Genomic DNA, 14885 nt, shown 5'->3' on the forward strand with positions numbered 1-14885 from the left:
ACGCTGCTAATCACGCCACGGCCCTGAGCTTCAGGGTCGTGGCGTTGTGCGTTCTGAGGTCTGCTCAGTTACGCACCCAGCGCTGCCTGCTCCAGCTGCTCAAAGCGTCGACGGCGAACACCAGTATCAGCATCGCCAGAATCACGGTACTGGCCTGCGCTTCCTGAAACAGGCTGAGGCTGACATACAGCATTTGCCCTAGACCGCCCGCGCCGACAAAGCCCAGCACGCTGGCCATGCGAATGTTGTTCTCCCAGCGATACAGCGTATACGCCAGCAGCTGTGGCCAGAGGTTGGGCAGGGTGCCGTAGCTGAACGCCTGCCAGGCGCTGCCGCCCTGCAGACGAATCGCTGCAGCGGGTTGCGGTGCGGTGTTTTCCAGTGCCTCGGCAAACAGGCGGCCCAGAACGCCCGTGGTGTGCAGTGCCAGTGCCAGCGTGCCGGCATTGGGGCCGAGCCCGGCAGCCAGCACCATCAATACGGCCCACACCAGTTCCGGAATGGCGCGCAGCGCATTGAGCAGCAGGCGACTCAGGCTGCGCAGGAACCAACCGAAGCGTCCGGCAGCGGGCAGTGCCAGGAGCAAACCTGCAATGGCGGCCAGCAAGGTGCCGAGTGCCGACATGGCCAGGGTTTCCAGGGCGCCCTGGCCGATTGCCTGCAGATGAGGGCCGCTCAGGTCCGGGCTCATGAAGCGCAACGCGTAACGGCCCATCTGTGTCAGGTTGTCGTGACTGCCCAAGGTGAGCAGGTCGAGGCCGAGGTACACAAACGATGCGATAACTGCTGCGATCAGCGCCAGCACCAGCAGCAGATTACCTGCGCGCTTCATGTGAACTGCCTGCGCAGCAAACGGCTGAGCTGGTCGGCGAGCAGCACCAGCAGCAGGAAGGTCAGCAGCATGCTCGCCACTTCGTCACCGGCGAACATGCGCATCGACAGGTCGATCTGCTGACCCAGTCCGCCTGCGCCGACGAAACCCATGACCACCGAAGCGCGCACGGCGCACTCCCAGCGGTACACGGTGTAGGAGGTCAGTTCGGCTGCCGCGTTGGGCAGGATGCCGTAAGCCAGTGCAGCCAGGCGACAGGTGCCGGCCTGGAGCAGCGCGTGGGCCGGGCGTTGGTCCACCGATTCGAAAATCTCCGCGTACACCTTGCCGAGCATGCCTGCATAGGTGATGGCGATGGCCAGCACGCCCGCCGTCGGGCCCAGGCCGACCGCGCGCACGAACAGCAGCGCCCAGACGATTTCCGGTACGCTGCGCAGGAAGATCAACACCCCGCGTGCCGGCCAGCGCAGGCATTGGCCGAGCCAGCCGGGGCGGCCGCCGCGTGAGGCGGCCGACAGCGACAATGCATGGCTGGCGAGCAGGCTTGCCGGAACGGCCAGCAGCAAGGCAAGGGCAATGCCGGCTGTGGCGATCGCCAGGGTTTGCAGCGTCGCATCCAGCAGCAGCCCGAGGAATTCCGCAGAGTGCGCCACCGGCCAGAACCCGGCGAGAAAGCTGCCCATCGTCCGCGCATTATCGGCTTGCAGCAGTACCCACGGATTCAGTTCGGCCAGACGAATGCCCGGCCAAAGCAGGGCGACCGCCAGCAATGTCAGCAACAGGCGTGGCGTTGCCGCCGGGTCGCGCTGATCCCGACTCAGCATCGTGGCGTCCAGCGTGTTTCAGCTGCATCCGAAACCGGCTTAGGGCTGAGTTGTTCGTTGGCATACAGCGTGTCGAGATGCTCCCGGCCGACCTCGCTGGCGGCGAGGTCGAAGTGAATTCGCCCGTCGCGCACCCCGATTACCCGCGGGAAATGTGCCAGCGCCAGTTCCACCGCATGCAGGCTGGCGACCAGCGTCACGTTGTGCTCGATGGCGTGCTGACACAGCAGCGCCAGGGTGTGATCGGCGAGGCGCGGGTCCATCGCCGAAACCGGCTCGTCGGCCAGCAGCAGTTCGGGTTGCTGATACAAGGCGCGGGCAATGCCGACACGTTGCAGCTGTCCACCGGACAACTGCTGGCAACGTTCGAAAAGTTTGTCCGCCAGGTCCAGACGCGCCAGTACCTCGCGGGCGCCGCTGATGTCGAGGGGATGCAGCAGGTTCAGCAGGCTTTTGCCCAGCCCCCACTGACCAAGCCTGCCCGCCGACACCGCAGTCACCACCCGCTGGCGCGCCGGCAACGGCGGTGCCTGATGAATCAGCGCAATGCGGCTGCGCAGGCGCTGGCGTCGTGTGCTGGAGAGCTGCCAGGGATCAGTCCCCAGTACCTGCAGTTGTCCGGCACTGGGCGGCAGAGCGCTGGCCAGCAGATTGAGCAGCGTGGTCTTGCCCGCACCGGAAGGCCCGATGATCGCTACCCGTTCGCCACGAGCGATGCTCAGGTCCAGGCCGCGCAACGCCAGTGTGCCGTCGCTGTGGCGCAGCTCGATGGCGGACAGACGCAGGGTCATTTCAGCAGGTCGGCAGCGCGTGCGGCTTCTTCGATGCCTTTGTAGTTCTCGGGCTTGGTCTCGATGAAGCGGCTGGCGGCCTGAAGATCGAGGATTGCCTTCTGCTCCGGGTTGGCCGGGTCGAGGTCGAGGAAGGCCTGTTTGATCTTCGCTGCCAGTGCCGGGTCGAGGCTGCCGCGCACGGTCCAGTTGTAGTCGAAATAAGCCGGCGTGGTCTCGAAGACATGAACCTTGTTGGTGTCAACCTTGCCGCTGGCGACCAGCTTGTCCCAGACGCTGGCGTTGAGCACGCCTGCATCGACCTTGCCCGCCTGAACCCATGCGGCGGTTGCGTCATGTGCGCCGGAATAGGCGACGCGGCTGAAGAACGTTTCCGGCTTGATGTTTTCCTTGAGCATGAAATAGCGCGGCATCAGGCTGCCGGATGTCGACGACACCGAGCCGAAGGCAAAGGTCTTGCCCTTGAGGTCTGCCAGGGTTTTCACGTTCGGATCGGAGGTGATGAATTTGCTGGTGAACTTGGCGTCCTGCTCACGCTGTACCAGTGGCACCGCATTACCGGTCTTGAGGTTGACCTGAACGAAGGTGAAACCGCCCAGCCAGGCCATGTCGAGCCGGTCAGTGGCCAGCGCTTCGACCACTGCCGGGTAATCCGCGACCGGAACGAACTCGACTTTCATGCCCAGCCGTTGCTCCAGATAAGCCCCCAGCGGCTTGAACTTGCGCAGCAGTTCGGTGGGCGCTTCGTCGGGAATGGCCGAGACGCGCAGGGTGTCGGCAGCGTGGCTGGTCAGGGCGGAGAAGGACAGGGCAAGGCCGGCGGCGAGCGCCAGGGTACGCTTGAGCATGGAGGTTCTCCGGTTCAATAGCGGAAAAAGGATAACGTGAAGCCCGCGTGCACGAGCAGGCGGCGCTTCACAGGATTCGGTGGTGATGCGCGGGGATTATAAGAGGCATGGCGAGAAAGGCCAGTTCGGCAGATTCACTGCCCGAATGCACGGCCTGCGCACGACGCGGTTTGCGCTGATAAGGGAACAGCCCCTAGACTCCACAGCCTGTTTCCCGGTAACCGAGAGTGTCGCGATGAATGAGCCAATCCGCCTGACCCAGTACAGTCACGGAGCAGGGTGTGGCTGCAAGATTTCCCCCAAGGTGCTGGACGTGATCCTCGCTGGCAGCGGCGCTCAGAACCTTGACCCCAGACTCTGGGTTGGCAATGCCTCGCGTGATGACGCGGCAGTCTATGCGCTGGATGACGAACGCGGCGTGGTCTCGACCACGGACTTCTTCATGCCCATCGTTGATGACCCGTTCGATTTCGGCCGTATCGCCGCGACCAATGCCATCAGCGACATCTATGCGATGGGCGGCGACCCGCTGATGGCCATCGCCATTCTCGGCTGGCCGGTCAATATCCTGCCACCCGAAGTGGCGCGTGAAGTCATTCGCGGTGGCCGTGCCGTCTGCGACGCTGCCGGTATCCCGCTGGCGGGTGGGCACTCCATCGATGCTCCGGAGCCGATCTTCGGTCTGGCGGTGACCGGCGTGGTGCAGAAAAAGCACATGAAACGCAACGACACTGCCTTGGCGGGGAGCACCTTGTACCTGACCAAGCCCCTGGGCATCGGCATCCTCACCACGGCCGAGAAAAAATCGAAGCTGCGCGATGAAGACATCGGTCTGGCGCGTGACTGGATGTGCACCCTGAACAAGCCGGGCAGCCGTTTCGGCAAGCTCGACGGCGTGCAGGCGATGACCGATGTCACCGGCTTCGGTCTGCTCGGGCATCTGGTTGAAATGGCGGACGGCGCAGGTCTGACCGCGCGTCTGGACTACGCTGCTGTACCGCGTCTGCCCGGCGTCGAGCATTACATTGCCGAGGGCTGTGTGCCGGGCGGCACATTGCGCAACTTTGAAAGTTACGGCGACAGGATCGGCGCACTGAGCGATGCCCAGCGTGATCTGTTGTGTGATCCGCAGACCAGCGGTGGTCTGTTGGTCGCGGTCAGCCCTGAAGGTGAAGCCGAGTTTCTGATCGTGGCTGCCGAACTGGGGCTGCTGCTCAACCCTATCGGCACTCTGCACGAGCGACAGACCCACGCCGTCGAGGTGTTCTGATGGCCGACAACAGCAGCGACTACCGCGCACTGTTTCTCAACGACGTGCCGATGATGGACGCTCGCGCTCCGGTGGAGTTTTCCAAAGGGGCTTTTCCTGGCGTGATCAACCTGCCGCTGATGAATGACATCGAGCGGCAAAAGGTCGGCACCTGCTACAAGCAACACGGCCAGGACGCCGCTATCCAGCTCGGGCATCAATTGGTCTGTGGTCAGGTCAAGGATGAACGCGTCAATGCGTGGATCGAGTTCGCCAAAGCCAATCCGGATGGCTACCTGTACTGCTTTCGCGGCGGGCTGCGCTCGCAGACGGTACAGCGCTGGCTGAAGGATGCCGGGGTCGACTACCCGCGGGTTCTTGGCGGCTACAAGGCGATGCGCACATTCCTGCTGGATACCCTGCATGAGGCGGTGAGCGAATGCAGTATCGTCGTGCTCGGCGGAATGACCGGCACGGGCAAGACCGAAGTATTGACGCAGCTGCCCAACAGCGTGGACCTGGAAGGCATCGCCAATCATCGCGGCTCCAGCTTCGGCAAGCGTGCCACTGGGCAGCCGGCGCAGATCGACTTCGAGAACCGCTTGGCCATCGACCTGCTCAAGAAGCGCGCAGCCGGTATCGAACAGTTCGTTGTGGAAGATGAAAGCCGTCTGGTCGGCAGTTGCAACGTGCCGCTGGAGCTGCACCAGGCGATGCAGGGCTGCGCGATGGTCTGGCTGGAAGACAGCTTCGAGAACCGCGTCGAGCGCATTCTCGAGGACTATGTGATCAACCTCTGCGCAGAGTTCATCACCGTCAAGGGCGAAGAGCAGGGCTTCGGCCTGTTCGCCGAGCGTCTGTTGCAAAGCCTGAACAACATTCACAAACGCCTCGGCGGCGAGCGTCACCAGCGCCTCTCGGGCCTTATGCAGGCGGCGCTGGAAGAACAGCAGCGCAACGGTGCGGTTGATCTGCACCGAGGCTGGATCGAAGGGCTGCTCGGCGAATATTACGACCCCATGTACGCTTACCAGCGTGAACACAAGGCGGCGCGTATCGAATTCGCAGGTGATCAAGCGCAAGTGCTGGCCTACCTGCGCGAGCGCTCAGTAAAAGGTTAAGCCTCGACCTCTATCCATCTGGCAAGGGACGCCATGCACTCGATTCTCGACTTCTATCAAACGCTGGGCTGGGGCCTTTCGGCGCTGGTGATCGGCACCTTTCTGCTGGCCGGTACGGTCAAGGGTGTGATCGGCCTGGGCTTGCCCACGGTGGCAATGGGGTTGCTGGGGCTGACCATGCTGCCGGCGCAGGCTGCGGCGTTGCTGATCATCCCGTCGACGTTCACCAACGTCTGGCAACTGGCGGCGGGTGGCAATCTGCGGCCTTTGCTGAAGCGGCTATGGCCGATGCTGAGCATGATTTTCATCGGCACGCTGGCCGGGGCGTTCTGGCTGGGCATGAGTGGCGGTCATTCAATGACCCGCGCGTTGGGTGGCGCTTTGTTTCTCTACGCACTGAGCGGGCTGTTCCTGCCGACCTTCAAGGTTGCTGCCGCTGCCGAGCGCTGGCTGGGCCCGCTGTGCGGTTTGATCACCGGGGTGATCGCGTCGGCCACCGGGGTGTTCGTGATTCCCTTGGTGCCTTATCTGCAGGCGCTGGGGCTTGAGCGCGACCAACTGGTCCAGGCGCTAGGGTTGTCCTTCACCGTCTCGACGCTGGCGCTGGCGGCGGGTCTGTCGTGGAACGGCGCACTGGGCGGCGCAGAGCTGGGCGCATCCACGCTGGCGCTGATTCCGGCCCTGTTGGGCATGCTGTTGGGGCAATGGCTGCGCCAGCGAATCAGCGCAGTGCTGTTCAAGCGTGTGTTCTTTATCGGCATGGGCTTGCTGGGGCTGCACCTGCTGATAAAAGGCTGATGAGTCATGCGCTGTATCGCGGGCATACGCGGATTTCACTGAGGATTCAGTGTTTTCCGGATTTCATGCAGGAGAGGATGAAGGGTTACGCGCTGACTGCCATTTGCCGAGCCCGTCGCTGGACGGGCTTTTGACTGCTACGAATATCAGTGCGTACGGGCGACTGCAAACTCGCTCAGTTCGACCAGTGCGTCGCGGTACTCGCTGGGCGGCAGCGCGTCCAGGCAGGCAATGGCGCGGGCCGCGTAGTCGCGGGCGAGCTGTGCGGTGTAATCGAGGGCGCCGGCGCTTTCTACTGCGTTGCGGATGCTTTCCAGATCTTCCAGACCACCTTTCTGGATCGCCTGACGAACCAGTGCGGCCTGTTCCGGGCTGCCTTCGCGCATGGTGTAGATCAGCGGCAGGGTCGGCTTGCCTTCGGCGAGGTCGTCACCGACGTTCTTGCCCAGCGTCTCGGCATCGCCCCGGTAGTCCAGCAGGTCATCCACCAACTGGAAGGCCACACCCAGATGGTCGCCGAACGTGCGCAGTGCTTCGCTCTGTTCCTGGGGGGCGTTGCACAGGGCCGCGGCGCTGTGGGTCGAGGCTTCGAACAGCATGGCTGTCTTGCCGCGAATCACTTCCATGTAGGTTTCTTCGGTGGTGCTGGCGTCACGAATCTTCGAGAGCTGCAGCACTTCGCCTTCGGCGATGATGCGGGTTGCCTTGGACAGAATCTTCATGACCTCCATCGAGCCCAGTTCGACCATCATTTCGAACGAGCGCGAATAAAGGAAGTCGCCCACCAATACGCTGGGCGCATTGCCCCAGAGCGCGTTGGCGGTGGAACGACCGCGACGCATGCCGGACATGTCGACAACGTCGTCATGCAGCAGCGTGGCGGTGTGCAGGAATTCGATAGTGGCGGCGAGCAGGCGAACATCATCGCCTTCGCGACCCAGTGCCTTGCCGCACAGCAGCACCAGCAACGGGCGCAGGCGCTTGCCACCTGCCGACGTGATGTAATCACCGATTTTCGAGACCAGCGGTACGCGCGACGTCAGTTGCTTTTTGATGATAAGGTCAACGGCACTAAAGTCGTCCGCCACCGCGCGGTAGAAGGCTTGGGGTTGCATCAGCGACAGGTGCTCCGGATAGGTTGCGCCGCATGCTAGGTCGCGGGGTAGAGCGTGTCAAGGTATGACGAGCCGCCTCTTGCAACACGCGAATGCCTTGCGTACAATCGCGCACCCTAACTTTCCTGGGCAGCACCTGCCTTACGCAATGCAAACGGGCCGTTCCAGCCCCATGCAGCCATGCCAGCCGATACTCTTCTTATAAAGAGCTGGGTGAGCAGGATTTTCGGAGAAATACCATGTACGCAGTAATTGTTACCGGTGGCAAGCAGTACAAAGTCGCCCCAGGTGAATACCTGAAAATTGAAAAACTGGAAATCGCTACTGGCGAATCCGTCACGTTTGACCGCGTTCTGCTGGTTGGCAATGGCGACGACGTCAATATCGGTGCTCCCGTTGTTGCTGGCGCTACCGTTGTGGCTGAAGTGGTTTCGCAAGGTCGTCACGATAAGGTTCGTATCATCAAGTTCCGTCGTCGTAAGCACCACATGAAGCGTATGGGCCACCGCCAGTGGTACACCGAGATCAAAATTACAGGTATTCAGGCTTAATTCAGCCTAATCCTCAACTGGAGAATTGACTCATGGCTCACAAAAAAGCTGGTGGTAGTACCCGTAACGGGCGCGACTCAGAAGCCAAACGCCTTGGCGTGAAGATGTATGGCGGCCAGGCTATCATCCCTGGCAACATCATCGTGCGTCAGCGCGGCACCCAATTCCACGCTGGCTACGGCGTTGGCATGGGTAAAGATCACACCCTGTTCGCGAAAGTGGAAGGCGTGATCAAGTTTCAGGTCAAGGGCGCCTTCGGTCGCCGCTACGTGAGCATCGTTCCGAAGACTGAAGTCTCCGCAGCGTAATCACGCAGTAGCTTAAGAGCCCTGTCTTGCGACGGGGCTTTTTTGTTTGTAGAGGTAGAGAGGCAGGTGAGTCTCTTGCAAAACTGTTTGTGCGGGCTGTTGTGATGTTGACCCATGGGGTCGCTGGTTTCTGATCGGTATCGCAACGCTCATTTTTGCAAGAGTCTTATGTAATTTATGTGGTTCTGCTCGTCCCTGTGGCGGGAGGCGTGCGTTATGAAATTTGTAGATGAAGTATCCATTCGAGTAAAAGCCGGTGACGGCGGCAACGGTTGCATGAGCTTCCGCCGCGAAAAATTCATTGAGAACGGTGGTCCCAACGGTGGTGATGGTGGTGATGGCGGCTCGATCTTCATGGTCGCCGACGTCAACCTGAACACGCTGGTTGATTACCGTTACACCCGTCACTTCGACGCCGAGCGCGGCTCCAACGGTGGCAGCGCCGACTGTACCGGTCGCAAGGGCGAAGAGCTGGTACTGCGTGTGCCGGTCGGGACCACCATCATCGACGCCACCACTCAGGAAATCATCGGTGACCTGACCAAAGATGGTCAGCGCTTGATGGTTGCCCAGGGCGGCTGGCACGGTCTGGGTAACACCCGATTCAAGTCCAGTACCAACCGCGCTCCGCGCCAGACCACGCCGGGCAAGCCCGGTGATCAACGTGATCTCAAGCTCGAGCTGAAAGTCCTGGCTGACGTCGGTCTGCTGGGCCTGCCGAATGCCGGCAAGAGCACCTTCATCCGTTCGGTGTCTGCGGCCAAGCCAAAGGTTGCCGACTATCCGTTCACCACGCTGGTGCCAAACCTGGGCGTGGTCAGTGTCGATCGCTGGAAAAGCTTTGTGGTTGCCGACATTCCAGGTCTGATCGAGGGTGCATCCGACGGCGCGGGCCTGGGGATTCGCTTCCTCAAGCACTTGGCGCGTACCCGTCTGTTGCTGCACCTCGTCGATATGGCGCCGCTGGATGAAAGCAGTGCTCCGGATGCGGCCGAAGTGATCGTCAACGAACTGGAGAAATTCAGCCCGTCGCTGGCCGAGCGTGATCGCTGGCTGGTGCTGAACAAGTGCGATCAGATTCTCGAAGAGGAGCAGGAGGCGCGCAAGCAGGAGATCGTCGATCGTCTGGAGTGGACCGGCCCTGTGTACGTGATCTCTGCCATTGCCAAAGAAGGCACCGAGCAGCTGACTCGCGACATCATGCGTTACCTCGAAGAGCGCAGCCAGCGTATCGCCGAAGAGCCTGGTTACGCCGAAGAGCTGGCCGAGCTCGATCAGCGCATCGAAGATGAGGCCCGTGCCCAGTTGCAGGCGCTGGACGATCAGCGTGCCCTGCGTCGCAGCGGCGTGAAGAGCGTGCATGACATCGGTGACGATGACTGGGATGAAGAAGATGTGGACGATGAAGACGGTCCGGAAATCATTTACGTCCGTGACTGATCGCTTGAAGTAAACTTGAACGCCGCTACGATTGTTAGCGGCGTTTTTGTATCCCGAATTTGAAAATCTCTGGCTAGGGTTGGAAGAAGATGCGCAGCAAAGTGACGGGCGCCCAGCGCTGGGTTGTGAAGATTGGCAGTGCCTTGCTGACGGCTGATGGCAAGGGCCTGGATCGCAACGCCATGGGTGTTTGGGTGGAGCAGATGGTGGCGCTGCACGAGGCAGGTGTCGAGCTGGTACTGGTGTCTTCCGGGGCGGTGGCTGCCGGCATGAGCCGTCTTGGCTGGACGGCACGACCCAGTGCCATGCACGAGCTTCAGGCTGCTGCGGCGATTGGTCAGATGGGCTTGGTACAGGCGTGGGAATCGAGCTTTGCCGAGCATGGCCGGCATACCGCGCAGATCCTTCTGACCCACGACGACCTGTCGGACCGCAAACGCTACCTGAATGCCCGCAGCACCCTGCGCACACTGGTCGAGCTTGGGGTTGTGCCAGTCATCAACGAAAACGACACAGTGGTTACCGACGAAATTCGTTTCGGCGATAACGACACGCTGGCGGCGCTGGTTGCCAATCTGGTCGAGGCTGATCTGCTGGTCATCCTGACCGACCGTGACGGCATGTTCGACGCCGATCCGCGCAACAACCCGGAGGCGCAGCTGATTTACGAAGCGCGTGCCGATGATCCGGCGCTGGATGCAGTGGCCGGTGGTACGGGCGGTGCGCTGGGGCGTGGCGGCATGCAGACCAAGTTGCGTGCAGCGCGTCTGGCGGCGCGTTCCGGTGCGCATACCGTTATCGTGGGCGGGCGCATCGAGCGCGTTCTGGCGCGGCTCAAGGGTGGTGAGCGGTTGGGCACGCTGCTGTCCCCTGAGCGTGGCATGCTCGCAGCGCGCAAGCAGTGGCTGGCAGGGCATCTGCAGACCCGCGGTACGCTGGTGCTGGATGATGGCGCGGTTGCGGCGCTGGCCAGGGATCAGAAAAGCCTGCTGCCGGTAGGCGTCAAGCTGGTCCAGGGCAGCTTCCGGCGTGGCGAGATGGTGGTATGCGTCGCCCCGGACGGTCGCGAGATCGCTCGCGGGCTGAGTAACTACAGTGCCATCGAAGCCCAGAAAATCATTGGTCACTCTTCCGAATCCATCGTGCGTGAGCTGGGCTATATGGCCGAGCCTGAGCTGATTCATCGGGATAACCTGATCCTCGTCTGACTCAAGACTGCAAAAAAGGACTATTTGATGCGCTTCATGAAAGGTTTGTTGGCCGCTGCGTTGCTGATGCCGGTGCTGGTCTCGGCCGAAGAGATCGGTCAGGTGTCGACCGTGTTCAAGATGGTCGGGCCTAACGATCGAATTGTGGTCGAGGCGTTTGACGATCCCAAGGTGGACGGTGTGACGTGCTACCTGTCACGCGCCAAGACGGGCGGCGTGAGGGGTGGTCTGGGATTGGCCGAGGACCGTGCCGAGGCGTCCATCGCCTGTCGTCAAGTCGGGCCGATCCGTTTCAAGGAAACCCTCAAGGATGGCGACGAGGTATTCAAGGAGCGTACCTCGCTGGTTTTCAAGACCATGCAGGTGGTGCGTTTCTTCGACAAGAAGCGCAATGCATTGGTGTACCTGGTCTACAGCGACCGGGTCATCGAAGGCAGCCCGCAGAATGCCGTGACCGCCATTCCGATCCTGCCATGGACAACCGCGCCCGCGCCTTGAGTCTGTAGCAGGATAGTTACAGGCCTATCGTTCCTCACTCCAGCGTGGGAATGCCCTTCGTGACGCTCTGCGTCACAGCTCTGCGCCGCGCTGCACGTTGATGTTTCCCGCTAATTTCCAGCAGGCAATAAAAAACCGACCCTGAGGTCGGTTTTTTAACAAGCGGGTCGCTTAGGCTGCAGCAGCAAGGCTCAGAGCCTTGATGTGACCGTTCAGGCGACCTTTATGGCGAGCAGCCTTGTTCTTGTGGATGATGCCTTTATCGGCCATACGGTCGATAACAGGAACAGCCAGAACATAAGCGGCTTGCGCTTTTTCTGCGTCTTTTGCGTCGATGGCTTTAACTACATTCTTGATGTAGGTACGAACCATGGAACGCAGGCTGGCGTTGTGGCTGCGACGCTTCTCAGCCTGTTTTGCACGTTTTTTGGCGGAAGGTGTGTTGGCCACCGTCGAGCTCCTCGAAAGACTTTGTGAAATAGCAAACAAAATAGGCCGCGAATCATGCCGATGAGTTGAAGTCTTGTCAAGGGCAGTTAAGGTGTTCCGCTGAGTGGTTGCGACATTTGACTGGAGGATTTATTTCCGGCCTGTGACCTGTAAACTCGCGGCCTTTGCTTCGGGCGTTTTTGCGGCGCGAAGTATTGCATAAATGGCTGGCTTTATCGCCCATCCTTTGCCGAGGCGCACAACTCTTTCAATGAATCTACTCAAGTCACTCGCCGCCGTCAGCTCTATCACCATGGTTTCCCGGGTTTTGGGCTTTGTACGCGACACCATCATCGCGCGCACTTTCGGTGCCGGAATGGCCACGGATGCGTTCTTCATCGCCTTCAAGCTGCCCAATCTGCTGCGCCGAATTTTCGCCGAGGGCGCCTTTTCCCAGGCATTCGTGCCGATCCTGGCCGAATACAAGAGCCAGCAGGGGGAGGAGGCGACGCGCACATTCATTTCCTATGTCACCGGATTGCTGACCCTGGCGCTGGCGCTGGTGACGCTGCTCGGGGTGATCTTTGCGCCCTGGGTTATCTGGGCCACCGCGCCCGGCTTTGTCGACACCCCGGAGAAATTCGCCCTCACCTCGGATCTGCTGCGGGTGACCTTTCCTTATATATTGCTGATCTCCCTGTCCTCTATGGCCGGTGCGATCCTCAACACCTGGAACCGTTTTTCAGTGCCGGCGTTCGTGCCCACGCTGCTCAACGTCAGCATGATTTTCTTCGCGCTGTTCCTGACGCCGTACTTCGATCCACCAGTGATGGCGCTGGGCTGGGCGGTTCTGGTGGGCGGTCTGCTGCAGCTGCTTTACCAACTGCCGCACCTGAAAAAGATCGGCATGCTGGTGCTGCCGCGCCTGAATCTGCGCGACACCGGGGTCTGGCGGGTAATGAAGCAGATGCTGCCCGCCATCCTTGGCGTTTCTGTCAGTCAGATTTCTCTGATCATCAACACGATCTTTGCCTCGTTCCTCGTCGCCGGTTCGGTGTCATGGATGTACTACGCCGACCGCCTGATGGAGCTGCCTTCCGGCGTGCTGGGTGTGGCGCTGGGTACGATTCTGCTGCCGATACTGTCCAAAACTTACGCGCAGCGGGATCGCCAGGAATATTCGCGAATTCTCGACTGGGGTCTGCGACTGTGTTTCGTGCTGGTTCTGCCTTGCACTCTGGCGCTGGGGCTGCTTGCCGAACCGTTGACCGTTTCGTTGTTTCAGTATGGTAAATTCGACGCGCTCGACGCAGCCATGACCCAACGTGCGCTGGTCGCCTATTCGGTCGGGTTGCTGGGGATCATCCTGATCAAGGTGCTGGCCCCCGGCTTTTATGCTCAACAAAATATCCGCACCCCGGTGAAAATCGCGATCTTCACCCTCATAGTGACTCAATTGCTCAACCTGGCCTTTATCGTGCCCTTGCAGCATGCGGGTCTGGCGCTGGCGATCAGTGTGGGGGCGTGCATCAATGCCGGGTTGCTGTTCTGGCAGTTGCGCAAGCAGGATCTGTTTCAGCCGCAGCCTGGCTGGATGAAGTTCCTGTTCAAGCTGGTGATTGCCGTCGCGGTGATGTCGGCGGTGCTGCTGGGGCTCATGCATGTCATGCCGGCGTGGGACGAAGGTCACATGCTGGAGCGTTTTCTGCGTCTGGGTGCGCTGGTTGCCGCCGGCGTCGTGACCTATTTCGCCATGCTTCTTTTATTAGGCTTCCGCCTCAGGGATTTCGCCCGCAAAGCCATTATGTAGGGCGCGTCGCAGGGGTTGACCTTCGGTTTTTGTCGCCACACGCCGAGAACCTTCATCCGGTCTTGGTGTGTTGCCTGTCGTCCACGGCCGTGTGTGGTTATAATCGGCCACTTTATGAGCAAGAAGTGCGTTATGCAGCTGGTTAGAGGCCTTCACAACCTGCGCCCCGAACATCGGGGCTGCGTCGCCACGATTGGCAATTTCGACGGCGTTCATCGCGGCCACCAGGCTATCCTGGCGCGTCTGCGCGAGCGTGCCGTCGAATTGGGTGTGCCCAGCTGTGTGGTGATCTTCGAACCGCAGCCGCGTGAGTTCTTTGCGCCCGAAACGGCGCCGGCCCGTCTGGCCCGTCTGCGTGACAAGCTCGAGCTGCTGAGTGCCGAAGGCGTTGACCGGGTACTTTGCCTGTCCTTCAATCAGCGTCTGTGCAAGCTCAGCGCGGCGAGTTTCGTCGAAACCGTGCTGATCGACGGCCTGGGTGTTCAACACCTCGAAGTGGGAGACGACTTTCGCTTCGGCTTCGACCGGGTCGGTGACTTCGACTTCCTGCAACAGGCCGGCACAACGTATGGTTTTACCGTAGAAGCGGCGCAGACCGTTGAAATAGATGGCATCCGGGTCAGCAGTACCAAGGTGCGCAAGGCTCTGGCTGCGTCGGACTTTGCCCTGGCCGAGCGCATGCTCGGTCGTCCGTTCCAGATAGCCGGGCGGGTGTTGCACGGCCAGAAGCTGGCACGTCAGTTGGGTACGCCCACCGCCAACGTGCAACTCAAGCGTCGTCGTGTGCCGCTGAGCGGGGTCTATCTGGTCAGCACGGAGATTGATGGCAAAGCCTGGCCGGGGGTCGCCAACATCGGCGTGCGCCCGACGGTAACGGGTGATGGCAGTGCCCACCTTGAAGTGCATCTTCTGGATTTTGCCGGCGATCTTTATGACCGGCGTTTGACGGTGGCTTTCCACCACAAGCTGCGTGATGAGCAGCGTTTCGCCTCACTGGAGGCGCTCAAGACGGCGATCAATGCGGACGTCGCCGCCGCCCGTGCCCATTGGCATGGCTAACCGC

General features: G+C 60.9%; 16 protein-coding genes. 10 read left to right on the top strand and 6 right to left on the bottom strand.

Annotated elements, in window-relative coordinates; translation table 11 throughout:
- Positions 1 to 64 precede the first annotated feature (64 nt).
- From phnE to JOE39_RS23055, 4 genes are read right to left on the bottom strand one after another with little or no spacing between them, the layout of a single operon-like run.
- A complete protein-coding gene (gene phnE / locus JOE39_RS23040; RefSeq protein WP_003392866.1) occupies positions 65 to 832 on the bottom strand; it encodes a phosphonate ABC transporter, permease protein PhnE in 768 nt (255 codons plus the stop codon).
- Positions 829 to 1656 (bottom strand): ABC transporter permease, encoded by an 828-nt coding sequence (locus tag JOE39_RS23045; RefSeq protein WP_210078230.1) that lies wholly within the window; start codon positions 1654 to 1656, stop codon positions 829 to 831. The genes phnE and JOE39_RS23045 overlap by 4 nt, the downstream gene beginning before the upstream one ends.
- A complete protein-coding gene (locus tag JOE39_RS23050; protein ID WP_210078228.1) occupies positions 1650 to 2447 on the bottom strand; it encodes an ATP-binding cassette domain-containing protein in 798 nt (265 codons plus the stop codon). The genes JOE39_RS23045 and JOE39_RS23050 overlap by 7 nt, the downstream gene beginning before the upstream one ends.
- A complete protein-coding gene (locus tag JOE39_RS23055) occupies positions 2444 to 3295 on the bottom strand; it encodes a putative selenate ABC transporter substrate-binding protein (RefSeq protein ID WP_004414986.1) in 852 nt (283 codons plus the stop codon). Before JOE39_RS23055 ends, JOE39_RS23050 begins: the two co-directional genes overlap by 4 nt.
- A 235-nt stretch (positions 3296 to 3530) precedes the next feature.
- Here JOE39_RS23055 and selD point away from each other — a divergent pair, with 235 nt between their 5' ends.
- From selD to JOE39_RS23070, 3 genes are read left to right on the top strand one after another with little or no spacing between them, the layout of a single operon-like run.
- Positions 3531 to 4565, top strand: coding sequence for a selenide, water dikinase SelD (gene selD, locus JOE39_RS23060; protein ID WP_003408410.1), 1035 nt, complete (start codon positions 3531 to 3533; stop codon positions 4563 to 4565).
- Positions 4565 to 5665 (top strand): tRNA 2-selenouridine(34) synthase MnmH, encoded by a 1101-nt coding sequence (gene mnmH, locus JOE39_RS23065; RefSeq protein ID WP_003427835.1) that lies wholly within the window; start codon positions 4565 to 4567, stop codon positions 5663 to 5665. The genes selD and mnmH overlap by 1 nt, the downstream gene beginning before the upstream one ends.
- Before the next feature lie 33 nt (positions 5666 to 5698).
- A complete protein-coding gene (locus JOE39_RS23070; RefSeq protein ID WP_210078226.1) occupies positions 5699 to 6463 on the top strand; it encodes a sulfite exporter TauE/SafE family protein in 765 nt (254 codons plus the stop codon).
- 146 nt (positions 6464 to 6609) lie between these two features.
- On the opposite strand, the gene JOE39_RS23075 is transcribed toward JOE39_RS23070, so the two are convergent.
- Positions 6610 to 7578, bottom strand: coding sequence for a polyprenyl synthetase family protein (locus JOE39_RS23075; RefSeq protein WP_003344609.1), 969 nt, complete (start codon positions 7576 to 7578; stop codon positions 6610 to 6612).
- A gap of 239 nt (positions 7579 to 7817) precedes the next feature.
- On the opposite strand from JOE39_RS23075, the gene rplU reads away from it, so the two are divergent.
- From rplU to JOE39_RS23100, 5 genes are all read left to right on the top strand, one after another.
- Positions 7818 to 8129 (top strand): 50S ribosomal protein L21, encoded by a 312-nt coding sequence (rplU, locus tag JOE39_RS23080; protein ID WP_002551971.1) that lies wholly within the window; start codon positions 7818 to 7820, stop codon positions 8127 to 8129.
- A gap of 32 nt (positions 8130 to 8161) precedes the next feature.
- Entirely contained in the window at positions 8162 to 8437 is a 276-nt protein-coding gene (rpmA, locus tag JOE39_RS23085; protein ID WP_002551972.1) for a 50S ribosomal protein L27, read from the top strand.
- Between the two features lie 216 nt (positions 8438 to 8653).
- The gene (gene cgtA, locus JOE39_RS23090) at positions 8654 to 9877 is read left to right on the top strand and encodes an Obg family GTPase CgtA (RefSeq protein ID WP_002551973.1); all 1224 of its coding nucleotides are present in this window, start codon (positions 8654 to 8656) and stop codon (positions 9875 to 9877) included.
- An 89-nt stretch (positions 9878 to 9966) separates the two neighbouring features.
- Positions 9967 to 11085, top strand: a complete 1119-nt coding sequence (gene proB, locus JOE39_RS23095; protein WP_010436747.1) for a glutamate 5-kinase — start codon at positions 9967 to 9969, stop codon at positions 11083 to 11085.
- Positions 11086 to 11112: 27 nt separating this feature from the next.
- Entirely contained in the window at positions 11113 to 11583 is a 471-nt protein-coding gene (locus tag JOE39_RS23100) for a CreA family protein (RefSeq protein WP_003318791.1), read from the top strand.
- Between the two features lie 171 nt (positions 11584 to 11754).
- Here JOE39_RS23100 and rpsT read toward each other — a convergent pair whose 3' ends face one another.
- Positions 11755 to 12033: a 30S ribosomal protein S20 gene (rpsT, locus tag JOE39_RS23105; RefSeq protein WP_003344603.1), complete on the bottom strand. Its 279-nt coding sequence runs from the start codon at positions 12031 to 12033 to the stop codon at positions 11755 to 11757.
- 250 nt (positions 12034 to 12283) lie between these two features.
- Between rpsT and murJ the strand changes: the two genes are divergently transcribed.
- Positions 12284 to 13822: a murein biosynthesis integral membrane protein MurJ gene (gene murJ / locus JOE39_RS23110; RefSeq protein WP_032661007.1), complete on the top strand. Its 1539-nt coding sequence runs from the start codon at positions 12284 to 12286 to the stop codon at positions 13820 to 13822.
- A gap of 132 nt (positions 13823 to 13954) precedes the next feature.
- Positions 13955 to 14881, top strand: a complete 927-nt coding sequence (gene ribF, locus JOE39_RS23115) for a bifunctional riboflavin kinase/FAD synthetase (protein WP_003371105.1) — start codon at positions 13955 to 13957, stop codon at positions 14879 to 14881.
- Positions 14882 to 14885: the final 4 nt, after the last annotated feature.

It is taken from the genome of Pseudomonas sp. PvP100 (assembly GCF_017833055.1).
Lineage (GTDB): Bacteria > Pseudomonadota > Gammaproteobacteria > Pseudomonadales > Pseudomonadaceae > Aquipseudomonas > Aquipseudomonas syringae.